Source organism: Mesorhizobium sp. CNPSo 4661 (assembly GCF_057784215.1).
On sequence record NZ_JBWGIO010000003.1, the window covers coordinates 110366 to 133562 of the forward strand.

General features: G+C 65.7%; 13 protein-coding genes. 5 read left to right on the plus strand and 8 right to left on the minus strand.

All coding sequences use genetic code 11. The features are described from left to right. Nucleotides 1-91 precede the first annotated feature (91 nt). From AC0YKC_RS05305 to hutI, 7 genes are all read right to left on the minus strand, one after another. A complete protein-coding gene (locus AC0YKC_RS05305) occupies nucleotides 92-1861 on the minus strand; it encodes a glucan ABC transporter ATP-binding protein/ permease (RefSeq protein ID WP_434722408.1) in 1770 nt (589 codons plus the stop codon). A gap of 375 nt (nucleotides 1862-2236) precedes the next feature. Further along, on the minus strand, nucleotides 2237-10816 hold the full coding sequence (locus AC0YKC_RS05310; protein WP_488510384.1) for a glycoside hydrolase family 94 protein: 8580 nt from the start codon (nucleotides 10814-10816) through the stop codon (nucleotides 2237-2239). Nucleotides 10817-11086: 270 nt separating this feature from the next. Then, nucleotides 11087-11674: a HutD/Ves family protein gene (locus tag AC0YKC_RS05315; RefSeq protein WP_488510385.1), complete on the minus strand. Its 588-nt coding sequence runs from the start codon at nucleotides 11672-11674 to the stop codon at nucleotides 11087-11089. A gap of 4 nt (nucleotides 11675-11678) precedes the next feature. Then, complete coding sequence (hutU, locus tag AC0YKC_RS05320) at nucleotides 11679-13352, minus strand: urocanate hydratase (protein ID WP_488510386.1); 1674 nt, start codon at nucleotides 13350-13352, stop codon at nucleotides 11679-11681. A gap of 25 nt (nucleotides 13353-13377) precedes the next feature. Then, entirely contained in the window at nucleotides 13378-14196 is an 819-nt protein-coding gene (hutG, locus tag AC0YKC_RS05325) for an N-formylglutamate deformylase (protein ID WP_320297360.1), read from the minus strand. A 220-nt stretch (nucleotides 14197-14416) separates the two neighbouring features. Next, on the minus strand, nucleotides 14417-15952 hold the full coding sequence (hutH, locus tag AC0YKC_RS05330; protein ID WP_320297361.1) for a histidine ammonia-lyase: 1536 nt from the start codon (nucleotides 15950-15952) through the stop codon (nucleotides 14417-14419). Continuing rightward, entirely contained in the window at nucleotides 15949-17178 is a 1230-nt protein-coding gene (gene hutI / locus AC0YKC_RS05335; RefSeq protein ID WP_488510387.1) for an imidazolonepropionase, read from the minus strand. The genes hutH and hutI overlap by 4 nt, the downstream gene beginning before the upstream one ends. A gap of 97 nt (nucleotides 17179-17275) precedes the next feature. Between hutI and AC0YKC_RS05340 the strand changes: the two genes are divergently transcribed. Together AC0YKC_RS05340 and hutC are read left to right on the plus strand one after the other, a co-directional pair. Continuing rightward, nucleotides 17276-18631 carry a formimidoylglutamate deiminase gene (locus tag AC0YKC_RS05340; RefSeq protein WP_488510388.1) on the plus strand — a complete coding sequence of 452 codons (1356 nt, stop codon included), beginning with the start codon at nucleotides 17276-17278 and terminating at the stop codon, nucleotides 18629-18631. Nucleotides 18632-18644: 13 nt separating this feature from the next. Beyond that, nucleotides 18645-19391: a histidine utilization transcriptional repressor HutC gene (gene hutC / locus AC0YKC_RS05345; RefSeq protein WP_434722400.1), complete on the plus strand. Its 747-nt coding sequence runs from the start codon at nucleotides 18645-18647 to the stop codon at nucleotides 19389-19391. A gap of 200 nt (nucleotides 19392-19591) precedes the next feature. Here hutC and AC0YKC_RS05350 read toward each other — a convergent pair whose 3' ends face one another. Next, the gene (locus tag AC0YKC_RS05350; protein WP_320297365.1) at nucleotides 19592-19936 is read right to left on the minus strand and encodes a RidA family protein; all 345 of its coding nucleotides are present in this window, start codon (nucleotides 19934-19936) and stop codon (nucleotides 19592-19594) included. A 220-nt stretch (nucleotides 19937-20156) separates the two neighbouring features. Here AC0YKC_RS05350 and aztA point away from each other — a divergent pair, with 220 nt between their 5' ends. The 3 genes from aztA to aztC all read left to right on the plus strand — a co-directional run bounded on the left by aztA (nucleotide 20157) and on the right by aztC (nucleotide 23082). Then, entirely contained in the window at nucleotides 20157-20969 is an 813-nt protein-coding gene (aztA, locus tag AC0YKC_RS05355) for a zinc ABC transporter ATP-binding protein AztA (RefSeq protein WP_488510389.1), read from the plus strand. Beyond that, complete coding sequence (aztB, locus tag AC0YKC_RS05360; RefSeq protein WP_488510560.1) at nucleotides 20969-21844, plus strand: zinc ABC transporter permease AztB; 876 nt, start codon at nucleotides 20969-20971, stop codon at nucleotides 21842-21844. The genes aztA and aztB overlap by 1 nt, the downstream gene beginning before the upstream one ends. A 296-nt stretch (nucleotides 21845-22140) precedes the next feature. Beyond that, on the plus strand, nucleotides 22141-23082 hold the full coding sequence (aztC, locus tag AC0YKC_RS05365) for a zinc ABC transporter substrate-binding protein AztC (RefSeq protein WP_488510390.1): 942 nt from the start codon (nucleotides 22141-22143) through the stop codon (nucleotides 23080-23082). Nucleotides 23083-23197 lie beyond the last annotated feature (115 nt).

Sequence of the window (23197 nt, forward strand, 5' to 3'; positions counted from 1 at the left end):
GGAGTGAGACGTCGGCTTTCCCTGGAGCACCCCTCATCCGGCCGCTACGCGGCCACCTTCTCCTTCAAGGGGAGAAGGAGAAGCGCCGTGCTTACGCCGCTTCCGTGACCGGACGGCTGAGGCGCCGGACCTCTTCGTCGTTGAGCAGGCCGCCGGCGCGCAGCAGGCTGGCGAAGCGGCCGTTGCGCAGCGATAGCTCGGTGAAGCCGCCGAACTCGACCACCTTGCCCTTGTCCATGAAGACGACGAGGTCGGCGTCGCGGACCGTGGTCAGACGGTGGGCGATGATGAAGGTCGTGCGGTTGCGGCGCAGCTCGTCGATCGCTTCCTTGACGCGGTCCTCGGTCTCGACGTCGAGCGCGCTGGTCGCCTCGTCGAGCACCAGGATCGGGGCGTCCTTCAGCACGGCGCGGGCAATGGCGATACGCTGGCGTTCGCCGCCCGAGAGCTGGCCGCCACGCTCGCCGACGACAGTGTCGTAGCCGCAGCTCTTGGACAGGATGAAGTCCTGTGCGGCGGCGGCATTGGCAGCAGCGTGCACCTCGTCATTGCTCGCATCGGCGCGGCCGACGCGGATGTTGTCCTCGATCGAACGGTTGAGCAGGCCGGCGTCCTGGAAGACGGTGGCGATCGAATGGCGCAGCGACTTGCGGGTCACCGTGCGGGTATCGATGCCGTCGATCAGGATACGGCCGCTGGATGGCGTGAAGACGCGCTGCAACAGGTTGATGAGCGTCGTCTTGCCGGCGCCGGTCGGGCCGACGATAGCGACCGTCTGGCCAGCCTGGACCTCGAACGAGACGTCCTCGATGCCGTGGCCGGAATTGGCGAACTCGAAGCTGACGTCCTCGAAGCGCACATGGCCGGTGACGTTGGTGAGCTCGCGCAGGCCATCGGGCTCGACGGTTTCGGCGGCCGAGTCTTCAAGACGGTAGAAGTCCTCGAGCTTGGCGCGCGCCTCGGAGATCTGGGTGGTGAAGGCCGACATCTGGTCGAGACGGGCGATCAGCATTCCGGCAAAGCCGGTGAACGCGACGACATCGCCGACGCGGAGCTGGCCACGGGTGACGAGATAGGCGCCGATCGACAGCACGATCATCATCGAGATGGTCGACGACAGGCGGTTCAGCGCATTGGCGATCGCCCACCAGTCGAGCACCGGGTTCTGGGCGTCGAGCAGGTCCTTGACGTAACGCTTCAACGTCGCGGTCTCATGGCCGATGCGGTTGTAGCTCTGCAGCACGGCGACATTGCTGACGCTATCGGACACATGGGCAAAGACGGTGTGGTAGTGGCGCTCGACTGCTGTCTGCCCCGACTTGGTATGGCGCATGACGATACGGCCGATGCCGACGTAAAGCACGCCGAGGCCGAGCAGCACAACGGACATGCGGATATCCATGGCAAGCGCAGTCGGCACCAGCAGCACCAGCGCGATTGCCGTCGACAGATGCACGCGCATGAATTCGAGCCACAGGCTGAACAGGGTCTCGACGGCGCGCAGCAGCGTGTGCAGCGAATTGGACGTGCCGCGCTGGTGATGCCAGGCGAGCGGCATGGTGATCACGCGTTCAAAGGACTGGCAGAGCACTTCGGAACGGCGGGCATGGGCGAAGCGATCGGCGCCGCGCGCAACCAGCACGAAGGCGACGACGTTGAAGATGCCGAGAGCGGCCCAGACGGCGAGCGTCGAGAACACCGGGCCTTTTTCCGAGATGGCGCCGATCACCCGGCCGAGCAGGATCGGCTCGAGGATTGCGATTGCCGCGAGCGCCACGTTGGCTCCGCAAATCAGCGCGACACGCTTCTTGTCGGCCGCCAGATAACCCAGCGCTCTTAAGTAGATCTGCAGAAGTGACACTTCAGCTACTCCGCCAAACTCTTGTAAGTGCTCAATGCCGGTTTTGTGCACCGCACCATTTTCTGACACGTATCGGTTAATGTGTCGCGAAACAATGCGTCGTCTATCCCTTCCGTTCCCATTTAGCGAACAAAAGATGACGACGGTACGAAATCTGACGTGATCACCTAACGGTTTGAGATAAAAGGTGAAATGTCAGCCTTGCGGCAAAATAATGGCACTTACCCCGCACTGCCACATTTTTAATCACATGCTGCTTGCTTAGCCTGCCCTAAAGGAAGGCATGTGACCGGGCGCGGGAGCCTCGCCAAGTAAAAAACGGCGATCGGCCGCGCATCCCGGGGGACGCGCGGCCGACAAGCCAAGCCTTTGATTTTACGCAGGTATCCTGACGACGACCTCGGTCTTGCCGCCGGCCTTCGGCTCAAAAGACGTCGCTTTTTTCTTCGAGCCGTCGACTTCTAGCGAGATCGACTTGGTCTTTTTGTCGCGGATGACGCGAAGCTTGATTTCGCCGTCGAACATCTTGAGCGTCGCGGCGTAGCCGTCCCAGTGCCCGGGCAGCTTCGGCCTAAACGTGATCTCCTTGCCGCGCCGCTCTATGCCGAGAATGCCTTCCACGGCGGCGCGGTAAAGCCAGCCGGCCGAGCCCGTGTACCAGGTCCAGCCGCCACGGCCGCCCTTGCCTTCGCCGGAATAGATGTCGGCGGCCACGACATAAGGCTCGACGCGATAATGCTCGGCCGCCGCTTCGTCCGAAGCGTGATTGACCGGGTTCAGCATCGAGAAGCAGCGATAGGCCTCGTCGGTGCGGCCCATTTCCGCCAGCGCGATGACGAACCAGGTGGCGGCATGGGTGTACTGCCCGCCATTCTCGCGCACGCCCGGCGGATAGCTCTTGATGTAGCCGGGGTCCTTCTGGCTCTTGGAGAAGGGCGGCGTGAACAGCTTGACGATCTTGAGCTCGTCGTCGACCAACATCTCGGTCGCCTGCTCCATGGCCGTCGTCGAGCGCGCGGGATCGCCCTCGCCCGACATCACGCTCCAGGACTGGGCGATGGAGTCGATCTTGCACTCGTCCGAATTGTGCGAGCCGAGCGGCGTGCCGTCGTCGAAGCTGCCGCGCCGGTACCACTGGCCGTCCCAGGCGGTGCTTTCCAGGGCACGCTTGAGCACGTCAGCGTGCTTGACCCAGGCCTGCGCCCGTTTGGCGTCGCCCTGCCCCTTGGCGACAGGGGCAAAGTCGGTGAGCGTCTTCAACAGGAACCAGCCCAGCCACACGCTCTCGCCCTTGCCACCCTCGCCGACACGGTTCATGCCGTCGTTCCAGTCGCCGCCGAGGATGAGCGGCAGGCCGGCAGGGCTGCTGCGCTTGATCGCGAGATCGAGCGCCCGCGCGCAATGGTCATAGAGCGGCGCGGTGGTCTTGGTGATCTCCGGCGTGAAGAAGGCGTCATGCTCGCCCTCGCCGAGCTGCTGCCCGTCGACGAAGGGCAACTGCTCCTTGAGTATCCCAGCGTCGCCCGTCACCTCGATGTAGCGGGCCGTCGCATGCGCCAGCCAGACGACGTCGTCCGAGATCATGGTGCGCACCCCGGCGTCGGTACGCGGCAGCCACCAGTGCTGCACGTCGCCTTCGGGGAACTGCCGGCGCGCGGCATTGAGGATCTGGTCGCGCGCCAGCTTCGGGTCGTGCGCCAGAAGGGCAAGCGTGTCCTGCAACTGGTCGCGGAAGCCGAAAGCGCCGCTCGCCTGGTAGAAGGCCGAGCGCGCGCGGATGCGGCAGGCCAGGCTCTGGTAAGGCAGCCAGTGGTTGACCATGGCGTTCATCGCCTCGTCCGGCGTCTCGACCTGGATGGTGTCGAGGAAGCCGCGCCAGGCCTTTTCGTTGTCGGCCAGGCGCTGGTCGAAATCCTTGCCGCGATGGGTCTGCGCCAGCGCGCTCGCTTCGGCGGGCGTTGCCGCGTCGCCAAGCAGCCAGAGCAGCGTGACGTCGCCGCCGGCAGGGATGTCGATGTCGCTGGCGAGAACCGCGCAGGGATCGTCGCCCGCCTCGATGCGGCCGGAGAGCGCAAGCCCGCCAAGCACGGCCTGCGGATATTCGGTCGTACCGTGCCTGCCGACGAACTCGGAACGGTCCGCGGTCACCGAATGGACGGGATGGCTTGCCGCCAGGAAGGCGACGCGCTCGCCGAAATCGAGCCCATAGGGGTTCTGCGCCAGCATGGCGCCGGTCACCGCGTCCCGGGAAGGCACGATGGTCGCCGCGGTGCGCGAGCGATGACCGCCCAGCACCCATTCGGCGTAGGCATAGACGCGCAGGCGCGCCGGCACGGAACCCGAATTCTGGATGCGCAACCGGCTGATCTTCACCGGATCGACAGGATCGACGACCTGCGTCAAATCCATCGACAGCGGCCCGCGCTTCGAGCGGAACGTCGAGAAGCCCTGGCCGTGCCAGGTCTCATAGGTCATCGACGGATCGCGAACCGTCGCTGCCATCGGCGAGAACGCCTTGCCGCTGGCGTGGTCGAAGATATAGAAGCCCTCGCCCGGCCGGTTCGACACCGGGTCGTTCGACCATGGCGTCAGCTGATAGTCGCGGCTGTTGCGGCTCCAGGTGAAACCGGCGCCTTCCGCCGAGACGTGGAAGCCGAAGGAAGCGTTGGAGATCACGTTGATCCAGGGCTGCGGTGTCGAGCGCCGCCCGGTCAGCCGCGTGACATAGTGGCGGCCGTCGCCGTCAAAGCCGCCGAAGCCGTTCCAAAGTCTGAGACCACCGCCGTCGGCGGCGATGTCGGCCCCGCCCCGGCTTGCCGGGACCGGCAAGGGCAGCGGCGGAACGGGCTCGCGCGGCGAGCCGCCCTCGGCCTGCAGCAAGGCATCGCGGGCCTGGAGCGCCGCTGTCTCGGCGCGTTCGAGCTGATCGAAGATCGTGCCGTTGCGGGTATGCAGCACGACGCGCGCCACCGACAGCAAGGTCTTGTAGGTCGGCTCGTCCATCAGGTCGCGGCGTACCGCGAAGATGTGCTGGCGCGGCCCGAGCTCGCGGCCGCGCAGGCGGCTGTTCTCGCACAGCGTCTCCACCGCGCGCTGCAGGTCCTGCACATAGGACGAGGCCTGCTCGTTGACGACGACGAAGTCGATCATCATGCCACGGGCCCGCATATACTCCTGGAAGCGGAGCGCCTGGGCGACGATCTCGAGATCGGCGACGTCGCCGATGCGCACGAGGAAGATCGGGAAATCGCCGGAGATGCTGGTCGGCCACAGGCTCGACTGGCGGCCGAGGCCCGACGCGATGGATTCCGCCGGCAGGCGCAGGAACGGATCGGGATATATCAAGTAGCGCGCCAGCTTCTGCACATTGGCGGCGTCGGTGAGGCTGAGGCCGAGATGGCGCGTCTGCACCTGGCTGCGCGTCCAGGCAAGCATGGCCTGGCGGGCAAAACTCTCCTGGTGGTCGAGCCGGGCGATCGCCTCGTCGAGCTCGTCGCGATTGACGCCGACGGCCGTCCAGAAGGTCAGCGATACCTTCTTGTTGGCCGGCACGCGCACCTGACGGCGCAGCGCCGCCACCGGGTCGAGCGTGAAGCCCTGGCTGCCGGAAAGCCTGACGCCGGGGTCGAACGCGACGGCATCGGCGATGGTGCGGCCACGGCCGATGAAGGCGCGCCGGTCGGTCTCGGCCTCGGCATCGCGCGACGGACCCGACGGGTCGGTGACGAAATGCACCATGGTGAGGTCGGGATCGTTCTTGTCGCGCTTGCGCCGCGTGGCGAAGATGGCGCCGTTGTTCGGCGCGATCTCGGTCTCGACGAACATCTTGGAGAACGCCGGATGCGCGTTGTCCGAGGCTTCGTTGCCGAGCACCAGCTCGGCGAAGGAAGTCACCTCGATATACCGGTCGGTGGCGCCGTCATTGTAGAGCGTGATGCGGCGGCCCTCGCCGTTGCCTTCGGAAATGACGATGCACTCGACTTCGGAACGCAGCGAGCCCACCGTCTTGGTGAAGCTCGCCTTGTCGTCGCCGAACAGCGTCTGGACGCGCTCGCCTTCGGCGCGCTTCGGTTCCGCCGTGGCCGACCACCAGTCGCCCGTCGCGGTGTCGCGCAGGAAGATGTAGGAGCCGAGGCGATCCTCGCTCGGGTCCGGCTGCCAGCGGGTGACGGCAAGCTCGCCGAAGCGGCTGTAGCCGGAGCCTGTCGCGGTGACCATGACCGAATAGCGGCCGTTGGACATGACGTTGGTCGCGCGCAGCGCCTTGATCGGGTCGAGGACGACGCGGCTGTCGGGGCTCTCGGCCTCGGTCTCGTCCTTGGAGCGCTCGTCGGCCTCCGTCCGGACGGTCGCGGTCGGAATGTCGCGGGGCGCCTTCTCCTGCAACAGGAGCTCGGCCGACTCGATCACCGGGTCGCTGTGGAAGCGCTCGCGCAGCCGGCCCTCGAAAATGGCGTCGGCTACCGCCGCGATCGACATGCCGGAATGGTGCGCCATGTAGTTCTGCACCACGGCGTGGTCGGTGCCCTCGGGCACGCGCTGCGGCGTGAAATCGACCGCGTCGTAGAAGCCGTGACGGCCGAGCGCGCCGATAGAGCGCAGCCGCTGCAGGTTCTGCACCGCTTCGCGCGGGCTGAACTGAGCCGCCAGGATCGTCGCGTAGGGCGCGATCACGGTGTTCTGGCCAAGGCCGCGCTTCAGGCCGAGGCCAGGCACGCCGAAATTGGTGTACTGGTAGGTCAGCTCACGGTCGCGGGCGTTGTAGGCCGCTTCCGAAATGCCCCAGGGCACGTTCTTGGAGCGCGCATACTGGATCTGGCGCTTGATGATCAGCTTGCTGGTCTGGTTGAGGATCGAGCCCTGCGGCTCCTTCATCACCAGCGGCGGCATCAGGTACTCGAACATCGAGCCCGACCAGGACATCAGCGCGCCCTGGAAGCCGATCTCGACGATCGGCCGTCCGAGACGGAACCAATGCTCGGTCGGCAGGTCGCCCTTGGCGATGGCGAACAGGCTGGTGAGCCGCGCCTCCGAGGCGAGCAGGTCGTAGCAGCTCTCGTCGAGCTGGCGGTCCTCGACGCGGTAGCCGATCGACAGAAGCTTGCGCTCCTGCCGCATCAGGAAGGAGAAATCCATCTCGAAGGCGTAGCGACGGCAGCGCTCGCGCAGCGCAAGCAGCTTGGCACGCAGCGCCGAAACCGCGCTCTCGTCATTGTGCGAGTCATGCACATGGGCTTCGCAGGTCGCTTCCAGCCGCTCCGCCCAGTCGGCAATGACATCGCTCTTCGGCGAAGCCGCCTCGGTGTGGATGGCGGTGGCGAGCTTGCGGATCTCGCCCGCGAGCACGGCAAGGTTGATGGTGCGGATCGACGCCATCTCAGGCTGCGCCTTGATGGTCGCGACGGCGCGACGCATGCCGTCGAGACGGTCGGCCAGGCGCTGGCGCAGCGGTCGCAACTGCCGGCGGTCGTCCGGCAATTCGTCCAGGCTTTCGTCGAGAATGGTGACGGTGTCAATGATGCCTTCGAAATCGCCTTGCAGATGCACGGACGGCGCTTCGGCCCATTCGGCGCAGGAGGCCGCCACGGCGACAAGGTGGCCGGCGAGATTGCCGCTGTCGACCGCCGAGATGTAGAGCGGATAAAGCGGCTTCAGCGTCGTCGTGTCGTACCAGTTGTAGAGATGGCCGCGATCGCGCGGCATGTTCTCGATGGTCGTCATCGTGGCGTCGATGCGGGTGATGGCGTCCGACAGGCTGATCCAGCCGAAGTCGCGCGCCGACACCACCGAAAGCAGATAGACGCCGATATTGGTCGGCGAGGTGCGCGGCGCCACCACCGGCGCCGGGCTTTCCTGGAAGTTGTCCGGCGGCAGGTGATGCTGCTCGGCGGTCACGAAGGTCTCGAAATAATGCCAGGTGCGGCGCGCGAAGGTGCGCAGCGCGTGAATGTCGGCGGCCGAGATGCGCAACCTGTCCTCGGTCTCGGCCGAACGGCTGATCCAGCAGGCGACGGCGGGCGACGCGATCCAGAAAATGGCGAAGAAGAAGGCGACGAAGGCGCCGGTGGAATCGGCGAGCACCGGAATCGCCAGGCCGACGACGCCGATGATGACCGCGCCATACATCATGCCGTAATAGGCGCCGAGATCGTTGCCGCCCTTGGCTGCCTGCGAGGCGGTGCGCCATTCGAGCAGGTTCTGCCGGCTGACGAAGAGCCGGTAGATGGTGCGGACGATGGCATCTCCCATCATCCAGGCGAGATGCGCCATCAACAGCACTTTGAGCGCCACAAGCGCCGTGCCAAACACCGTGTCGCGCGCCAAAGCAGAGAAATGGCCGCGCGGCGTCTGGTCGCCGCTCTTGGGCAGGATGCCGTTCACGATGTCGAAGGTCGGCGCCATGAACAGGCTGAGGATCATCAGGGCCTGCCACTGCGCGGCCTGGGTGAAGGGCAGCAGCGTCCAGCCGGCGACGCAGGCCATGACCCAGAAGATCGGGGTGACCGAGCGGCGCAGATTGTCGACCATCTTCCAGCGCGACAGCGCCGGCACGCCGGAGCGCGGATCGAAGATATAGCCGAGCAGCTGCCAGTCGCCGCGCGCCCAGCGATGGTGGCGCGAGGCGTCGACCGAATAGCGGGTCGGATAATCCTCGACCAGCTCGACGTCGGTGACCAGCGCCGCGCGCGACAGGGCGCCTTCGAGCAGATCGTGGCTGAGAATGGTGTTCTCGTCGATGCGGTCCTTCAGCGCCGCCTCGAAGGCGTCGACATGGTAGAGGCCCTTGCCGGTGAAAGAACCGTCGCCGAAGACGTCCTGGTAGATGTCGGAGACGGCGAAGACATAAGGGTCGAGGCCGCGATTGGCCGAAAAGACGCGCTGGAAGAAGGAGGCGTCGTCGCCGCTGGTCAGCGAAGCGGTGATGCGCGGCTGCAGGATGGTGTAGCCGGCGCTGACGACGCGCTTGACCGGATCGAAATGCGGGCGGTTCAGCGGATGGGCGAGCTTGCCGACCAGGCTCGAAACCGCATCGCGCGTGGTGCGCGTGTCGGCGTCGAGGGTCATCACATAGACGACCTTTTCCGGCAGCGGCACGTCGAGCGGCAGGAAGGTGGTGTCGCTGTCGCCACGCAGCAGAAGGTTCAGCTCATGCAGCTTGCCGCGCTTGCGCTCCCAGCCCATCCAGCAGCCCTGCGCCTGGTTGTAGAGCCGGCGGCGATGCAGGAGGTAGAAGCGCGGCGAGCCTTCCGACGGATAACGGGCGTTGAGCCTGGCGATCTCGTCGCGGGCATATTGCAGGATCTCGATATCGGCGGCGTCGATCTCAGTCTTGGAATCCGGCCAGTCGGACAATAGAGCGAAATGGATTTCTTCCGCCGTGTTGGCGAGGTGATGCACCTCGATGTTGCGGATGTTTTCCTCGACGTCGTCGCGCGAGCCGATCAGCGAGGGCACCACGACCAACGTGCGCGACGCGGCCGGGATGCCGTGCTTGTTGTAGTCGTAGCCGACAAGCCTGGTCGGTTTCAGGAACAGCGCCACCACGGTGTTGAAGAAGGCCAGCGCGCCTTCGCTGGCCGGCACCGCGAACAGCGCCAGCATCAGCGTGATCGATTCCACCGACAGGCCGAGATTGGCGAGCGCCCTGCCCGACAGCACGAGCAGCAGCGCCGTCAGCAGGAAGACCGGCCCGACGATGCCCATCCAGCCGGCGCTGGCAAAGCCGCGCTTGAAGGTCACATAGAAAGGCGGCCGGTAGCCGATCGCCTTTTCCAGTTCCTGCCGGCGCGGGCCGACCAGGAAGAAGCCTACATCGGTGTGCACGTCGGGATCGGCGGTTTCGGGCACGCCGGACGCATCGGTGACGCCGGGCGTGTGGCCGGCAAGCTCGATCGCCTTCTCGGCCACCCGGTATTCGGACAGCTCCGAGCGCCGCGCCAGCTGCTCGATCGCGGTGCGGTACTGGTCGCGCGAGAAGAAATCGAGGTCGGCGAAATCGGTCTTCTCGCGCAGCAGCGTGTCGATGCGGCTGACGCCTTCGAACCAGACCGTCCAGTCGACGTCGTTGATGAGGCGCAGGCCGCGGATGATGTTGCCGGTGGTGACGTTGCCGCCGGACAGCGTCTGGTGCTCGGAGATGATAATCTCCTCGGCATCCGATCCGGTCTTTTCGAGCTCGCCTTCCAGCCATTCCAGCGCGCGGCCGGCGTTCTGCGACCCGTCGCGCAGGCGGTAGAGCAGCTGGGTGGCGAACGTGGTGTCCTGCGCATGCGCGCTGTAGTTGGACAGGATCCTGGTGCGGTCGGCATTGTCGTCGGTCGCCAGGACGCGGTCGGCGACCTCGTTGGCGACGTGGCGCATCTGCCTGGTGCGATCGACGCGCACGGCGATGCGGCGCAGGTTCTCGATCAGCACGAAGCGCAGCAGCGACGGCAGCGCCCAGAGCTCGCCGATCTTCATCGGCTCGACCGACTGGAAGCCCTCGACGATCGCCTTGAACATGCTGGCCGAGACCGAGCTGTCGGAATGCTCGACATAGCTCCAGGCAACGACGAAGGCGCGCGGCAGCACCGTGCCGTCGCCGAGCGTGAGCGTCGGCAGCTGGCGATAGAAGCGGCGCGGCAGGTCGCGCTTAACCTGGAAGATGGTCTCCTCAACCAGGTAGTTGTTGTCGAGCAGCCATTGCGCGGCCGGCGTTATGGTCTCGCCCTTGGCCTGGGCGGCATTGGTCGAGCGGTAGACTTCGAGGATCTTCTTGGCGCTGTCGCGGATGCGGGCCTGGAACTCGAACGGGGCGAGGCCGAACAGTTCCTTGACCTCGCCCTTGGCGAGCGCGACGCCCAAGGCGCGCAGCCGGTCCTCGGGCAGGAAATTCGAGCGTATCGGCGCTTCCGTCACCGTCGGGAAGCCGGCGCTTGTCTGTTCGATCTTGTTCGGATTCGTCTGAATGTTCATTGAAAATTCCGTAAGCGGGGGCGCAATGCGGCGTCACCGCCACGGCAATGGCCCTAAAACCGGTTCAATTGCAATTGGTTGCATGACTGATCGGCCGAAAGTTTGTTTTGCGCACCACAACAGGGGCGTGCCCTTTCGACAGCTCGTGGGCGAACGCCCCTCGCTCTTCGCCCCCGGTTGGATCAGGGCAAGGATTCAGGCTTTTTCGTGATACATGCAAGGGGCCGGGCGATAATTCGCCCGAGCCGCGATCATGTTTGGCAACAGCCGTTAATGGTTGGCGGCGAGGCGGTGGAGCTCGATCACGAAAAGCAGGCCCTGCCCCTTGGGCTGAAGCCGCAATTCCGGGCTGTCCCGGTCGAGGATCAGCGTATCGAGCGGTCCCAGGCTCGACGCATCGTCCGTGAAGAGCGTGAAGCCTGCGTCGACGGCCAGAACCAGCGTCGTGTCGGCGCGCGGCGAGATGCGAATTTCACCGGAGAGCGCCCGGCGCTCGACCTTATGGGCCATGCGGCCACGGCGGGTCATGACGTTGAGATCAGTGATGGGGCCGCCGATCAGCGCCGCCCCGGTCGGCACGTCGCCTGAGAAGGCTAGTGGCGCCGAGGCCGTGGTCAGCGGCGCCGGCGGCTGGCCGGCGATGTCGAGGACGATCCCCTCGCCTTCCAGCACCGACAGCGTGCGGTCGATGCCGGCGAAACTCGAGAACGGCCCACTGGTTTCGACTTTAGCCATCGAGATGCGCCAGTCGAAATCGTCGAGCCCGGCGCCATCAGGCGAGACGGCGATCTCGGTCGTCGTGCCGCCGCCATTCTTCCACGGCATGACTTTGTAGTCGGCGGCACGAAGGATGCGCATCGCTTTAGCCCAGGATGCCCGGCAGGTTGAGCTGGTGCTCCTTGGCACACTCGACGGCGATGTCGTAGCCGGCATCGGCATGACGCATCACGCCGGTCGCCGGGTCGTTCCACAGCACACGCTCCAGGCGCTTGGCAGCGTCCGCCGTGCCATCTGCGACGATCACCATGCCGGCATGCTGGGAGAAGCCCATGCCGACGCCGCCGCCATGATGCAGCGACACCCAGGTCGCGCCGGACGCGGTGTTGAGCAGCGCGTTGAGCAGCGGCCAGTCGGAAACGGCGTCGGAGCCGTCCTTCATCGCTTCGGTCTCGCGGTTCGGCGAGGCGACCGAGCCGGAATCGAGGTGGTCGCGGCCGATGACGACCGGCGCCTTGAGCTCGCCCTTGGCCACCATCTCATTGAAAGCGAGGCCGAGCCGGTGGCGGTCGCCGAGGCCGACCCAGCAGATGCGCGCCGGCAGGCCCTGGAACGAGATGCGCTCGCGCGCCATGTCGAGCCAGTTGTGCAGATGGGTGTTGCCGGGGGTGAGCTCGCGCACCTTGGCGTCGGTCTTGTAGATATCCTCCGGATCGCCGGAGAGCGCGGCCCAGCGGAACGGGCCGATGCCGCGGCAAAACAGTGGCCGGATGTAGGCCGGCACGAAGCCCGGGAAGGCGAAGGCGTTCTCGAACCCTTCGTCCTTGGCGACCTGGCGGATGTTGTTGCCGTAGTCGAGCGTCGGCACGCCGGCGTTCCAGAACGCCACCATCGCCTCGACATGCTCGCGCATCGAGGCGCGCGCCGCCTTCTCGACTGCCTTCGGATCGCTGACGCGCTTCTCGCGCCACTCGGCCATCGTCCAGCCCTTGGGCAGATAGCCGTTGATCGGGTCATGCGCCGAGGTCTGGTCAGTGACCATGTCGGGGCGGATGCCGCGCTTGAACATCTCCGGCACGATCTCGGCGGCGTTGCCGAGCAGGCCGACCGACTTCGCCTCGCCGGCCTTGGTCCAGCGATCGATCATCTCCATCGCCTCGTCGAGCGTCTCGGCCTTCTCGTCGAGATAGCGGGTGCGCAGGCGGAAATCGATCGAATCCGGGTTGCACTCGATGGCAAGGCAGGAGGCGCCCGCCATGACGGCGGCCAGAGGCTGGGCGCCGCCCATGCCGCCGAGACCGCCGGTCAGGATCCACTTGCCCTTGAGGTTGCCGTTGTAGTGCTGGCGGCCGGCCTCGACAAAGGTTTCATAGGTGCCCTGCACGATGCCTTGCGTGCCGATATAGATCCACGAGCCGGCCGTCATCTGGCCGTACATCATCAGGCCCTTCCTATCGAGTTCGTTGAACTTCTCCCAGGTTGCCCAGTGCGGCACGATGTTGGAATTGGCGATGAGCACGCGCGGGGCGTTGGAATGGGTCTTGAAGACGCCGACCGGCTTGCCGGACTGGACCAGCAGCGTCTCGTCCTCGCCCAGCGTCTTCAGCGACGCGACGATGCGGTCGAAATCGTTCCAGGTGCGCGCCGCCCGGCCGATGCCGCCATAGACGACGAGCTCGTTCGGGTTCTCGGCGACCTCCGGATCGAGATTGTTCATCAGCATGCGCAGCGGCGCCTCGGTCGTCCAGTAGCGGGCGTTGAGCTTGTCGCCGCGGGGGCTGCGCACTTCGCGGATGTTGTGGCGTGGATCGTTCATCATTGTCCCTTTCGAGTAAGGCGGCGCCTCAGCGCCCGGCCCAGTCAATGGCGGTTTCGAGGATGTTCTTCAGCGTGGCGCGGATCGGCGCGGCATAGGTCGCGTCGTAGGGCACCGGCCAGTTCTCGGGTGAGCCCTTCTCGGCCGGCTCGCGCATGTAGCCGCGGTTGGAGAGCTCCATCTGCAGCGCGTGGACACCATTCCGGGGCTGGCCGAAGCTTCTGGTGATCCAGCCGCCCTTGAAGCGGCCGTTGACCACCCAGGTCTCGCCGGTCGCGGCCAGGATGGCGGCCACCTTTTCCTGCAGCGCCTGATCGGTGCTCTTGCCGTCATTGGTGCCGAGATTGAAGACCGGCAGCGTGCCTTCGAACAGCCTCGGCAGGACCGAGCGGATCGAGTGGCAGTCGTAGAGCACGATCTTTTCATGCATGCCGCGCAGCCGATCGATCTCGGCCTGCAGGGCAGCGTGGTAGGGTGCGAAATAGGTCTCGCGGCGCCGGTCGATCTCGGCCGGCGTCGGCTCGTTGCCCATACGGTAGAGCGGGTCACCGTCAAAAGTCTCCGTCGGGCAAAGGGTAGTCGTCGCCTGCCCGGGATAGAGCGAGACGCCGGACGGATCGCGGTTGACGTCGATGACCGTGCGCGAAATGGCGGTGTGCACGACGGTCGCGCCGAGATCCTTGGCGAAATCGTAGAGATTGTCGATCCACCAGTCGCAGTCGCGACGGCCAAGCCAGGTCGAGACCAGCCGGCCGTCAAGGCCAGCAAGGTCGATGCCCGTGTGCGGGATCGAGACCAGCAGCGGCGCGGTGCCCTGGGTGACAGTGAGCCAGTTGGGCGAGGTCATGAGAGACCTCCGTAAGTTGGAGCTCTACGGCGCCCCCCTCTGCCCTGCCGGGCATCTCCCCCTCTTGGGGGGAGATTGGCTGTCACGCCGGCCTTCGCCAATCGCCGACGCTGCAAGAGGGGCGGCGCCAAAGAAGCTGCTGATCTCCCCCCTGGAGGGGGAGATGTCCGGCAGGACAGAGGGGGGCGCGAAGGATCGCGGCCTATCAGGGCATGCATCCTCACGACGCAATTCCCGGCAACGCCACCGCGCTCGCCGCCTTCACCGTGGCACCGTTGCGCACCATGGCGATCGCCTTCTCCATGTCGGGATGGAAATGACGGTCATTGTCGAGATGCGGGACTTCGGCCCGGACCAGCTTGCGCACCGCTTCCAGCGCCTCGCTGGATGCAAGCGGCTGATGGAAGTCGCAGCCTTGGGCTGCGGCCAGCAACTCGATGCCGATCACGGCGGTCGCGTTCTCGATCATGCCGAGCAACCGGCGCGCGCCGTGCGCCGCCATCGAGACATGGTCTTCCTGGTTGGCCGAGGTGGGGATGGAATCGACGCTCGCCGGGTAGGCCTTCTGCTTGTTTTCCGAAACGAGGGCCGCCGCCGTCACCTGCGGGATCATGAAGCCTGAGTTCAAACCCGGCTTCGGCGTCAGGAAGGCCGGCATGCCCGAAAGCGCCGGGTCGACCAGCATGGCGATACGCCGCTCCGACAGCGAGCCGATCTCGCAGACCGCAAGCGCGATCATGTCGGCGGCGAAGGCCACCGGCTCGGCGTGGAAATTGCCGCCCGAAAGCGCGGTGTCGTCCTCGGCGAAGATCAGCGGATTGTCGGTGACGCCATTGGCCTCGGTCCGAAGCGTGTCAGCGGCCTTGCGCAGCACGTCGAGGGCGGCGCCCATCACCTGCGGCTGGCAGCGCAGGCAGTACGGATCCTGCACGCGCTCGTCGCCGACGCGGTGCGATTCACGGATCGCGCTGCCGGCCATCAGGTTGCGCAGGGCATCGGCCGTCTCGATCTGGCCGCGATGCTTGCGCAACAGATGGATGCGCGGGTCGAAGGGGGCGTCGGAGCCCTTTGCGGCGTCGGTCGACAGCGCGCCGGCGACCAGTGCCGACTGATAGAGCGTCTCCGCCTCGAACAGGCCGGCGAGAGCGAAAGCCGTCGAGAACTGGGTGCCGTTGAGCAGGGCCAGGCCTTCCTTGGCGCCGAGCGTCACCGGCTCCAGCCCGTGCGAGACGAAGGCCACCTTGGCCGGGAAGCGGCCATGCGGGGTGAAGCATTCGCCGACGCCGATCATCACGGCCGTCATATGGGAAAGCGGTGCGAGGTCGCCTGAAGCGCCGACCGAGCCTTGCGCCGGTACGACGGGGATGACGTCGTTGGCGAGCATGGCTTCCAGCAATTCGATGGTCTGGGGCCGCACGCCGGAGGCGCCCTGGGCGAGGCTGGCGAGCTTCAGTGCCATCATCAGCCGCACCACGGCGACGGGCATCGGCTCGCCGACGCCGGCGGCATGCGACAGCACGATGTTGCGCTGGAGCGTTTCGAGATCGTTGGCCGGAATGCGGACGCTGGCGAGCTTACCGAAGCCGGTGTTGATGCCATAGACCGGCTCGCCCTTGGCGACGATGCGGGCCACCGCTTCGGCGCTCGCCTTGATCTTCGGCCGGCAAGCAGCGTCGAGCTTCGGCACGGCGCCGCGATAGATGGCGCGCCAGTCGGCAAGCGTCGCGTTGCCGGGCGTCAGGGTAAGTTCGGTCATTGTCCTCTCCAGATACGGGCATGGAGCGGGTTGAAGCCCATGCGGTAGACGAGTTCGGCCGGGCGCTCGATGTCCCAGATGGCGAGATCGGCCGATTTGCCGGCTTCAAGCGTGCCGGTGTTGCACAGCAGGCCAAGGGCGCGCGCGGCTTCGCGGGTGACGCCGGCAAGGCATTCGTCGACAGTCATGCCGAACAGCGTCGCGGCCATGTTCATGGTGAGCAGCAGCGAAGTGAGCGGCGAGGTGCCGGGATTGGAATCGGTGGCGACAGCCATCTTCACGCCGTGGCGGCGGAAGAGATCGACCGGCGGCTTCTTGGTCTCGCGGATGAAGTAGTAGGCGCCGGGTAGGATGCCCGCAACGGTGCCGGCCTTGGCCATCGCCGCAGCGCCCTCCGCGTCCGTATATTCGAGGTGGTCGGCCGACAGCGCGCCATAGCGGGCGGCAAGGGCCGCGCCATGCAGGTTGGAGAGCTGATCCGCATGCAGCTTCACCGGCAGGCCGAGCGCCTTGGCCTTGTCGAAGACGCGCGCCATCTGTTCCGGCGAGAATGCAATGCCCTCGCAAAAACCATCGACGGCGTCGGCGAGCTTTTCAGCGGCGACCTGCGGCAGGATGGTGTTGGCGACGAGATCGATGAACGCGTCCTTGTCGCCCCTGGCTTCGGGCGGCAGCGCATGCGCGGCAAGACAAGTCGTGCGGACGGTAACGGGGCGCTCGTTGCCCAGCCGACGGGCGGCGCGCAGCGACTTCTTCTCATTGTCGGCATCGAGGCCGTAGCCCGATTTCACCTCGACGGTGGTGACGCCTTCGGCCATCAGCGCGTCGAGGCGCGGCAGCGTCTGGGCGACCAGCTCGTCTTCGCCGGCGGCGCGCAGCGACTTGACCGAGGAGACGATGCCGCCGCCGGCGCGCGCCACTTCCTCATAAGTGGCGCCGGCCAGCCGCATCTCGAATTCGTTGGCGCGATTTCCCGCATAGACCAGATGCGTATGGCAATCGATCAGGCCGGGCGTGATCCAGCGGCCAGCGCAATCGACGGTCTCGGCGCCCTGCCCGGCAGCGGCCGGCATATCGGCCTCGGGGCCGGCATAGACAATAAGCCCATCGCGCGCGGCGACCGCGCCTTTCTCGACGATGCCGAGACCGGCCGCACCATCGGCCAAGGTCGCCAGGCGCGCATTGCGCCAGACCCGATGGCCGCTCTTTCCGTTTGCTCCACCCATCATCTTTTCCATTTGATTGGATGGCGATTATGTATATACATATTAAAACGCGGCGCAAGTGGTATCGTCGCTGGCGCGTTCAGATTCGGAGAGAAAAGTGACGGCGATCTTTGCGGAACAGGCGCTGCTGCCCGGTGGTTGGCAGGGCAATGTAAGGATCGCCTTCGACGGCGGCCGCTTCTCCACGGTCGAGGCTGGCGCTTCCGCGCAGGCCGGCGACGAGCGCCATGCCATCGTCGTGCCGGGCATGCCCAATCTGCACAGCCACGCCTTCCAGCGCGGCATGGCAGGTCTTGCCGAGTTGCGCGGCCCTTCGGCCGACAGTTTCTGGAGCTGGCGCGAGGTGATGTACCGCTTCGCCCTGTCGATGACGCCGGACCAGGTCGAGGCGGTCGCGTCACAGCTCTATGTCGAAATGCTGGAGGCCGGCTTCTCGCGCGTCGGCGAATTTCATTACCTGCATCACGACCGCGACGGAAAGCCTTACGCCAACATCGCCGAGATGGCGGAGCGGATCGCCGCCGCGGCCGCCGACACCGGCATCGGGCTGACGCTGCTGCCTGTCTTCTATGCCCATTCCGCCTTCGGCGGCGCCGCCCCGAACGAGGGCCAGCGGCGATTCATCAATGATGTCGAACGCTTCGGACGTCTGCTTGGGAAAGCCCGCGAGGGCGTTCGCTCGTTGGAGCAGGCCGTCGTCGGTGTCGCGCCGCACAGCCTGCGCGCCGCAACGCCGGACGAGCTCAATGCGGTCGCGGCGATGGCACCGGACGGACCGATCCACATCCATGTGGCCGAACAGGTAAAGGAGGTCGAGGATTGCGTTGCCTGGTCGGGCAAGCGTCCGGTCGAGTTCCTGCTTGCCAACGCCACAGTGGACAAACGCTGGTGCCTGATCCACGCCACGCATATGACCGATGCCGAAACGATCGCCATGGCCAAAAGCGGCGCCATCGCCGGGCTCTGCCCGATCACCGAGGCCAATCTCGGCGATGGCACGTTTGCCGCGCCGCTGTTCGTCGAGCATGGCGGCCGCTTTGGCGTCGGCTCCGATTCCAACGTGCTGATCGGCCTGCCGGACGAGCTTCGGCAGCTCGAATATTCGCAGCGCCTCGCCCATCGCGCCCGCAACGTGCTCGCCCGCGCGGGCGGATCCACGGGGCGTGCGCTGTTCGACGCTTCGCTCGACGGCGGCAGCCAGGCGCTCGGCGCCGGTCCGTCGCGAATTGCCACCGGCGGCCCTGCCGATCTCGTCTCGCTTGACGCCGGCCACCCATCGCTGACCGGCAAGACAGGCGATGCGATTCTCGACGCCTGGATCTTTGCCAATGGCAGCAAGGTCGATTGTGTCTGGGTGCATGGCAAGAAGCAGGTCGCCGGCGGCAGGCACGCGAAGCGCGAGGCTGTCGCCGCGCGGTTCCGCCAAGTCATGACCGCATTGTCGCAAGGTTGAACAGGACCGTCCGATGAGCCTTGTCGAGACAGACGATGTCGAAAACGGCGAGATCCTCTCGCTGCACCAGCGCATCTTGTCGGACATCCGCGAAAAAATTCTGTCGGGCGCCTGGGCGCCTGGACATCGCATTCCCTTCGAGCACGAGCTGACGGCTCAATACAATTGCTCGCGCATGACGGTGAACAAGGCGCTGTCGCAACTCGCCAAAGCCGGGTTGATCGAGCGTAGGCGCCGCTCCGGCAGCTTCGTGCGCCAGCCGCAATCACAGGCGGCGGTGCTGGAACTGCACGACATCCGGATCGAGGTCGAGGCGCTCGGCCTGCCCTATCGCTATGAGCGGCTGGAGCGCCTGAAACGGCGCAGCAGCGCCGAGGACCGCGCGTTGCTCGGGCTTTCCGCACCGGGTCCGGTGCTGGCGCTGGAGAGCCTGCATTTTGCCGGCGAACGGCCCTTCGCGCTCGAGCAGCGGCTGATCAATCTTTCGGCTGTAACCGAGGCCGGCGAGGAGGAGTTTCTCGATATCGCGCCCGGCCCCTGGCTGATCGGTCGCGTGCCGTGGAGCGAGGCCGAGCACCGCATCCGCGCCATGGCGGCGGACGAGACAATCGCCGACGCGCTCGACATCGATCCCGGCGCGCCCTGCCTGGTTGTCGAGCGCCGCACCTGGAGCGCCGAGCACCCGGTGACGCATGTGCGGTTCATCTATCCGGCCGAGAGCCACACGCTGGTGGCTAGGTTCACGCCATCGCAGGGCTAGCCCCTCGCCTTCTCCCCTTGTGGGAGAAGGTGGATCGGCGCGCAGCGCCGAGACGGTTGAGGCGTGCTGGAAGGAACTCAGCGCCAGGAAATCCAAGCGCTTGGAGCGCCAAGATCTTCAGCGCCCCGATCCTTCCAGCACCCCTCATCCGGCCGCTTCGCGGCCACCTTCTCCCACAGGGGGAGAAGGCAAGGCTGGCGCTACAGCGCAGCCGTCACAATGATCTCGACCAAATATTCCGGGGTGGCGAGCTTGGCTTCGCCGGTGGCGCGCGCCGGGGTGTGGCCCTGCGGCACCCACTTGTCCCATTCCGAATTCATTTCGGCAAAGGTCTTCATGTCGTCCAGCCAGATGATCGCCTGCACGATCTTGGTCTTGTCGGTGCCGGCCTTGGCCAGCAATTCGTCGATGGTCTTCAGGATGTCGCGCGTCTGCGATGCGACGTTGCCGCCGGGCTGACCGACCTGGCCGGCCAGATAGACGGTGTTGCCATGAATGACAATCTGGCTCATGCGCGGGCCGACATCGATGCGACGAATGCTCATTGGAGGTTCCTTCGTTGTGGGAGTCGCTGCTGTTTAGAGTCCGGGCCGGCGCGGCGCAAGGCCGGCGGGCGCGAAACCAATTGAGCCAATGTCCGGTCCCGAACGGCACGCCTACACGGCGAGTTGACCGGTCGTGACACAATTCCGCCGGGCCGGCGTGTTGACTAATGTAATAACATCACATATCGACAACGCACTCGATTTCGCGGACCGCCGCCTGATGACCACTGCCTGCCTGACCTTCCGCGACCTGACGCTGGGCTATAACAGCCACCCGGCCATCCATCATTTGAACGGCACCGTCCGCAAAGGCTCGCTGACCGCCGTGGTCGGCGCCAATGGTTCGGGCAAGTCGACGCTGATGAAGGGCATCGTGGGCGTGCTGAAGCCGATGGAAGGCGCCGTGGTCCGCATGCCTGGCGTGCGCACGGCCTATCTGCCGCAGCAGTCGGAGCTCGACCGGTCTTTTCCGGCGCGCGTCGTCGATCTCGTCTCGCTCGGACTGTGGCCGAAGCGCGGCATGCTCGGCCGTTACACCTGGGAAGACCGCGAGTCGGTCAGCAAGGCGCTGATGGCGGTTGGCCTTGGCGGCTTCGAGAAGCGGCCGATCGACACGCTCTCCGGCGGCCAGTTGCAGCGCACGCTGTTTGCCCGGGTGCTTTTGCAGGACGCCGACCTGATCCTGCTCGACGAGCCGTTCAACGCGGTCGATGCCAAGACGGTCGGCGATCTCATCCAGCTGATAAAGCGCTGGCATGGCGAAGAACGCACGATCATGGTCGTGGTGCACGACCTCGATCTGGTGCGGCAGAATTTCCCGGAAACGCTGCTGCTCGCGCGCCAGCCCGTCGCCTGGGGCGACACAAAGGAAACGCTGCGGCCGGAAAACCTGCTCAAGGCAAGGCGCTTCCACGAGGCGTGGGAAGAGAATGCGCCGTGGTGCGAGCCCGATGACCATGATCACGACCATCACGATCATGCGCATGATCACCACCATGACCATCAGCACGGCTCCGGACCGAGGGCGGCGTGATGGAGCTCCTCTACGGCCTTTTCATCGCGCCCTTCGCCGATTTCGCCTTCATGCAGCGGGCGCTGTTCGGCTCGCTGATGCTGTCGCTCGGCGCCTGCCCGGTCGGAGTCTTCCTGATGCTGAGGCGCATGAGCCTGTCGGGCGACGCGATGGCGCATGCCATCCTGCCGGGCGCGGCCGCCGGCTTCCTGCTCTATGGCCTCGAAATCCTGCCGATGACGGTCGGCGGGCTGATTGCCGGCATCATCGTGGCGCTCGGCGCGGGCGCGGTCTCGCGCTTCACCATCCAGCGCGAGGACGCCTCGATGGCGGCCTTCTATCTCATCTCGCTTGCCGTCGGCGTGCTGATGGTGTCGATCCGCGGCTCCAGCGTCGACCTGATGCATGTGCTGTTCGGCACGGTGCTGGCGCTCAACAATGAGGCGCTGATCCTGATCGGCGGCATCGTGGTGGTGACGCTCGCCTGCCTCGCCATCTTCTGGCGCGCGCTGGTCGCCGAGTGCCTCGACCCGCTGTTCCTGCGCTCGGTCAGCCGCATGGGCAGCCCGGTGCATTTCATCTTCCTCGGCCTCGTCGTGCTCAACCTCGTCGGCGGCTTCCAGGCGCTTGGCACACTGCTCTCGGTCGGACTGATGATGCTGCCGGCCGCCGCTGCCCGCTTCTGGACGGCGCGCGTGGAGCCGATGTGCGTCTTGGCGGTGCTGATCGGCTTCGCCTCCTGCATCGCCGGACTGTTGTTGTCCTACCACGCCTCGCTGCCCTCGGGCCCGGCGATCATCCTTTCGGCGGGCGTCGTCTATTTCTGCTCGATCCTGTTCGGCACGCGCGGCGTGCTGCGCGCCCGCATCGTGCATCACCGACACCGGACTGCTTAGAGCGAGATGAGGTTAGATTGGATCATTCTGTTTCTCGGGCGGCGATGCAATCCGGTAGGAGAGGCGCTTGGGCGATGGGGTTCCATCGCCCAAGCGGCTCGACGCCGCGGGTGCCCGCCGCCCGGAAACCCGGAGGGCCGGGCTGGTTTGGACCAAATCCATCGGCCTTTGCCTTGGCCGTACCGACAGTACGGCCTGCGGCAAAGCCCTCGGCCTTGGTCTAAACCAGCGCCGGCAGAATGTTCCAATCTAACCTCATCTCGCTCTAACCCTAATCCCCAAGCAAGGAGACTCCAATGCTGAAATCCTTCCGCGCCGCACTGACGTTGAGCGTTATAACATTAAGCGCTCTCGCTACGTCGACTGCCTTCGCGGCGCCGCTCAAGGTCGTGGCGAGCTTCACGGTGATTGCCGACTTTGCGAAAAACGTCGGCGGCGACCGCGTCAACATCACCACCATCGTCGGGCCGGACGGCGACACGCATGTCTATGAGCCGAGCCCGGCCGACGCGGTGGCGATGGCCAAAGCCGACGTGGTGCTGGTCAACGGCCTGCATTTCGAGGGTTTCCTGCAGCGCCTGGTCGACGCCAGCGCCACCAAGGCCGCGATCGTGACGCTGACCAAGGGCGTGACGCCGATCGACTTCAAGCCGGAATTCGCCGATGCGGACGCCGCTGAAGGCGCCGACACCAGCGGCGGCAAGACCGTCACCGATCCGCACGCCTTTCAATCGATCGCCAATGCCAAGATCTATGTGAAGAACATCGCCGAGGCGTTCTGCGCGGCCGACGCGGAAGGCTGCGACAGCTACAAGGCCAATGCCGCCGCCTACACCACCAAGCTCGACGCGGTGGAGACGGAAGTTAAGGCAGCGATCCAGTCGATCCCAGAGGCGAAGCGCGTCGTCATCACTTCGCATGACGCCTTCGGCTATTTCGAGCACGAATACGGCCTGACCTTCCTGGCGCCGCAGGGCATCTCGACCGATTCCGAACCGTCGGCCGCCGACGTCGCCAAGCTTGTGAAACAGGTGAAGCAGGACAAGGCGGCGGCGATCTTCCTGGAAAACATCAGCAATCCGCGGCTGATCGAGCAGATCGCTGGCGAGACCGGCATCAAGGTCGGCGGCACGCTCTATTCGGACGCGCTGTCGGCGTCCGATGGCCCCGCGTCGACCTATATCGACATGATGCACAACAACATCACGCAGATCAAAGGCGCGATCCTGGGGAGTTGAGGAACAACCCAGGCGCAGAAACAGCCACTCCTTCCAGCCGGACCAAGTTCCGGCTGGATTCGCGCATGGAAATGTCTATCTGCTACAGCGGTTGATGCAATTCGGATTGGCCCTT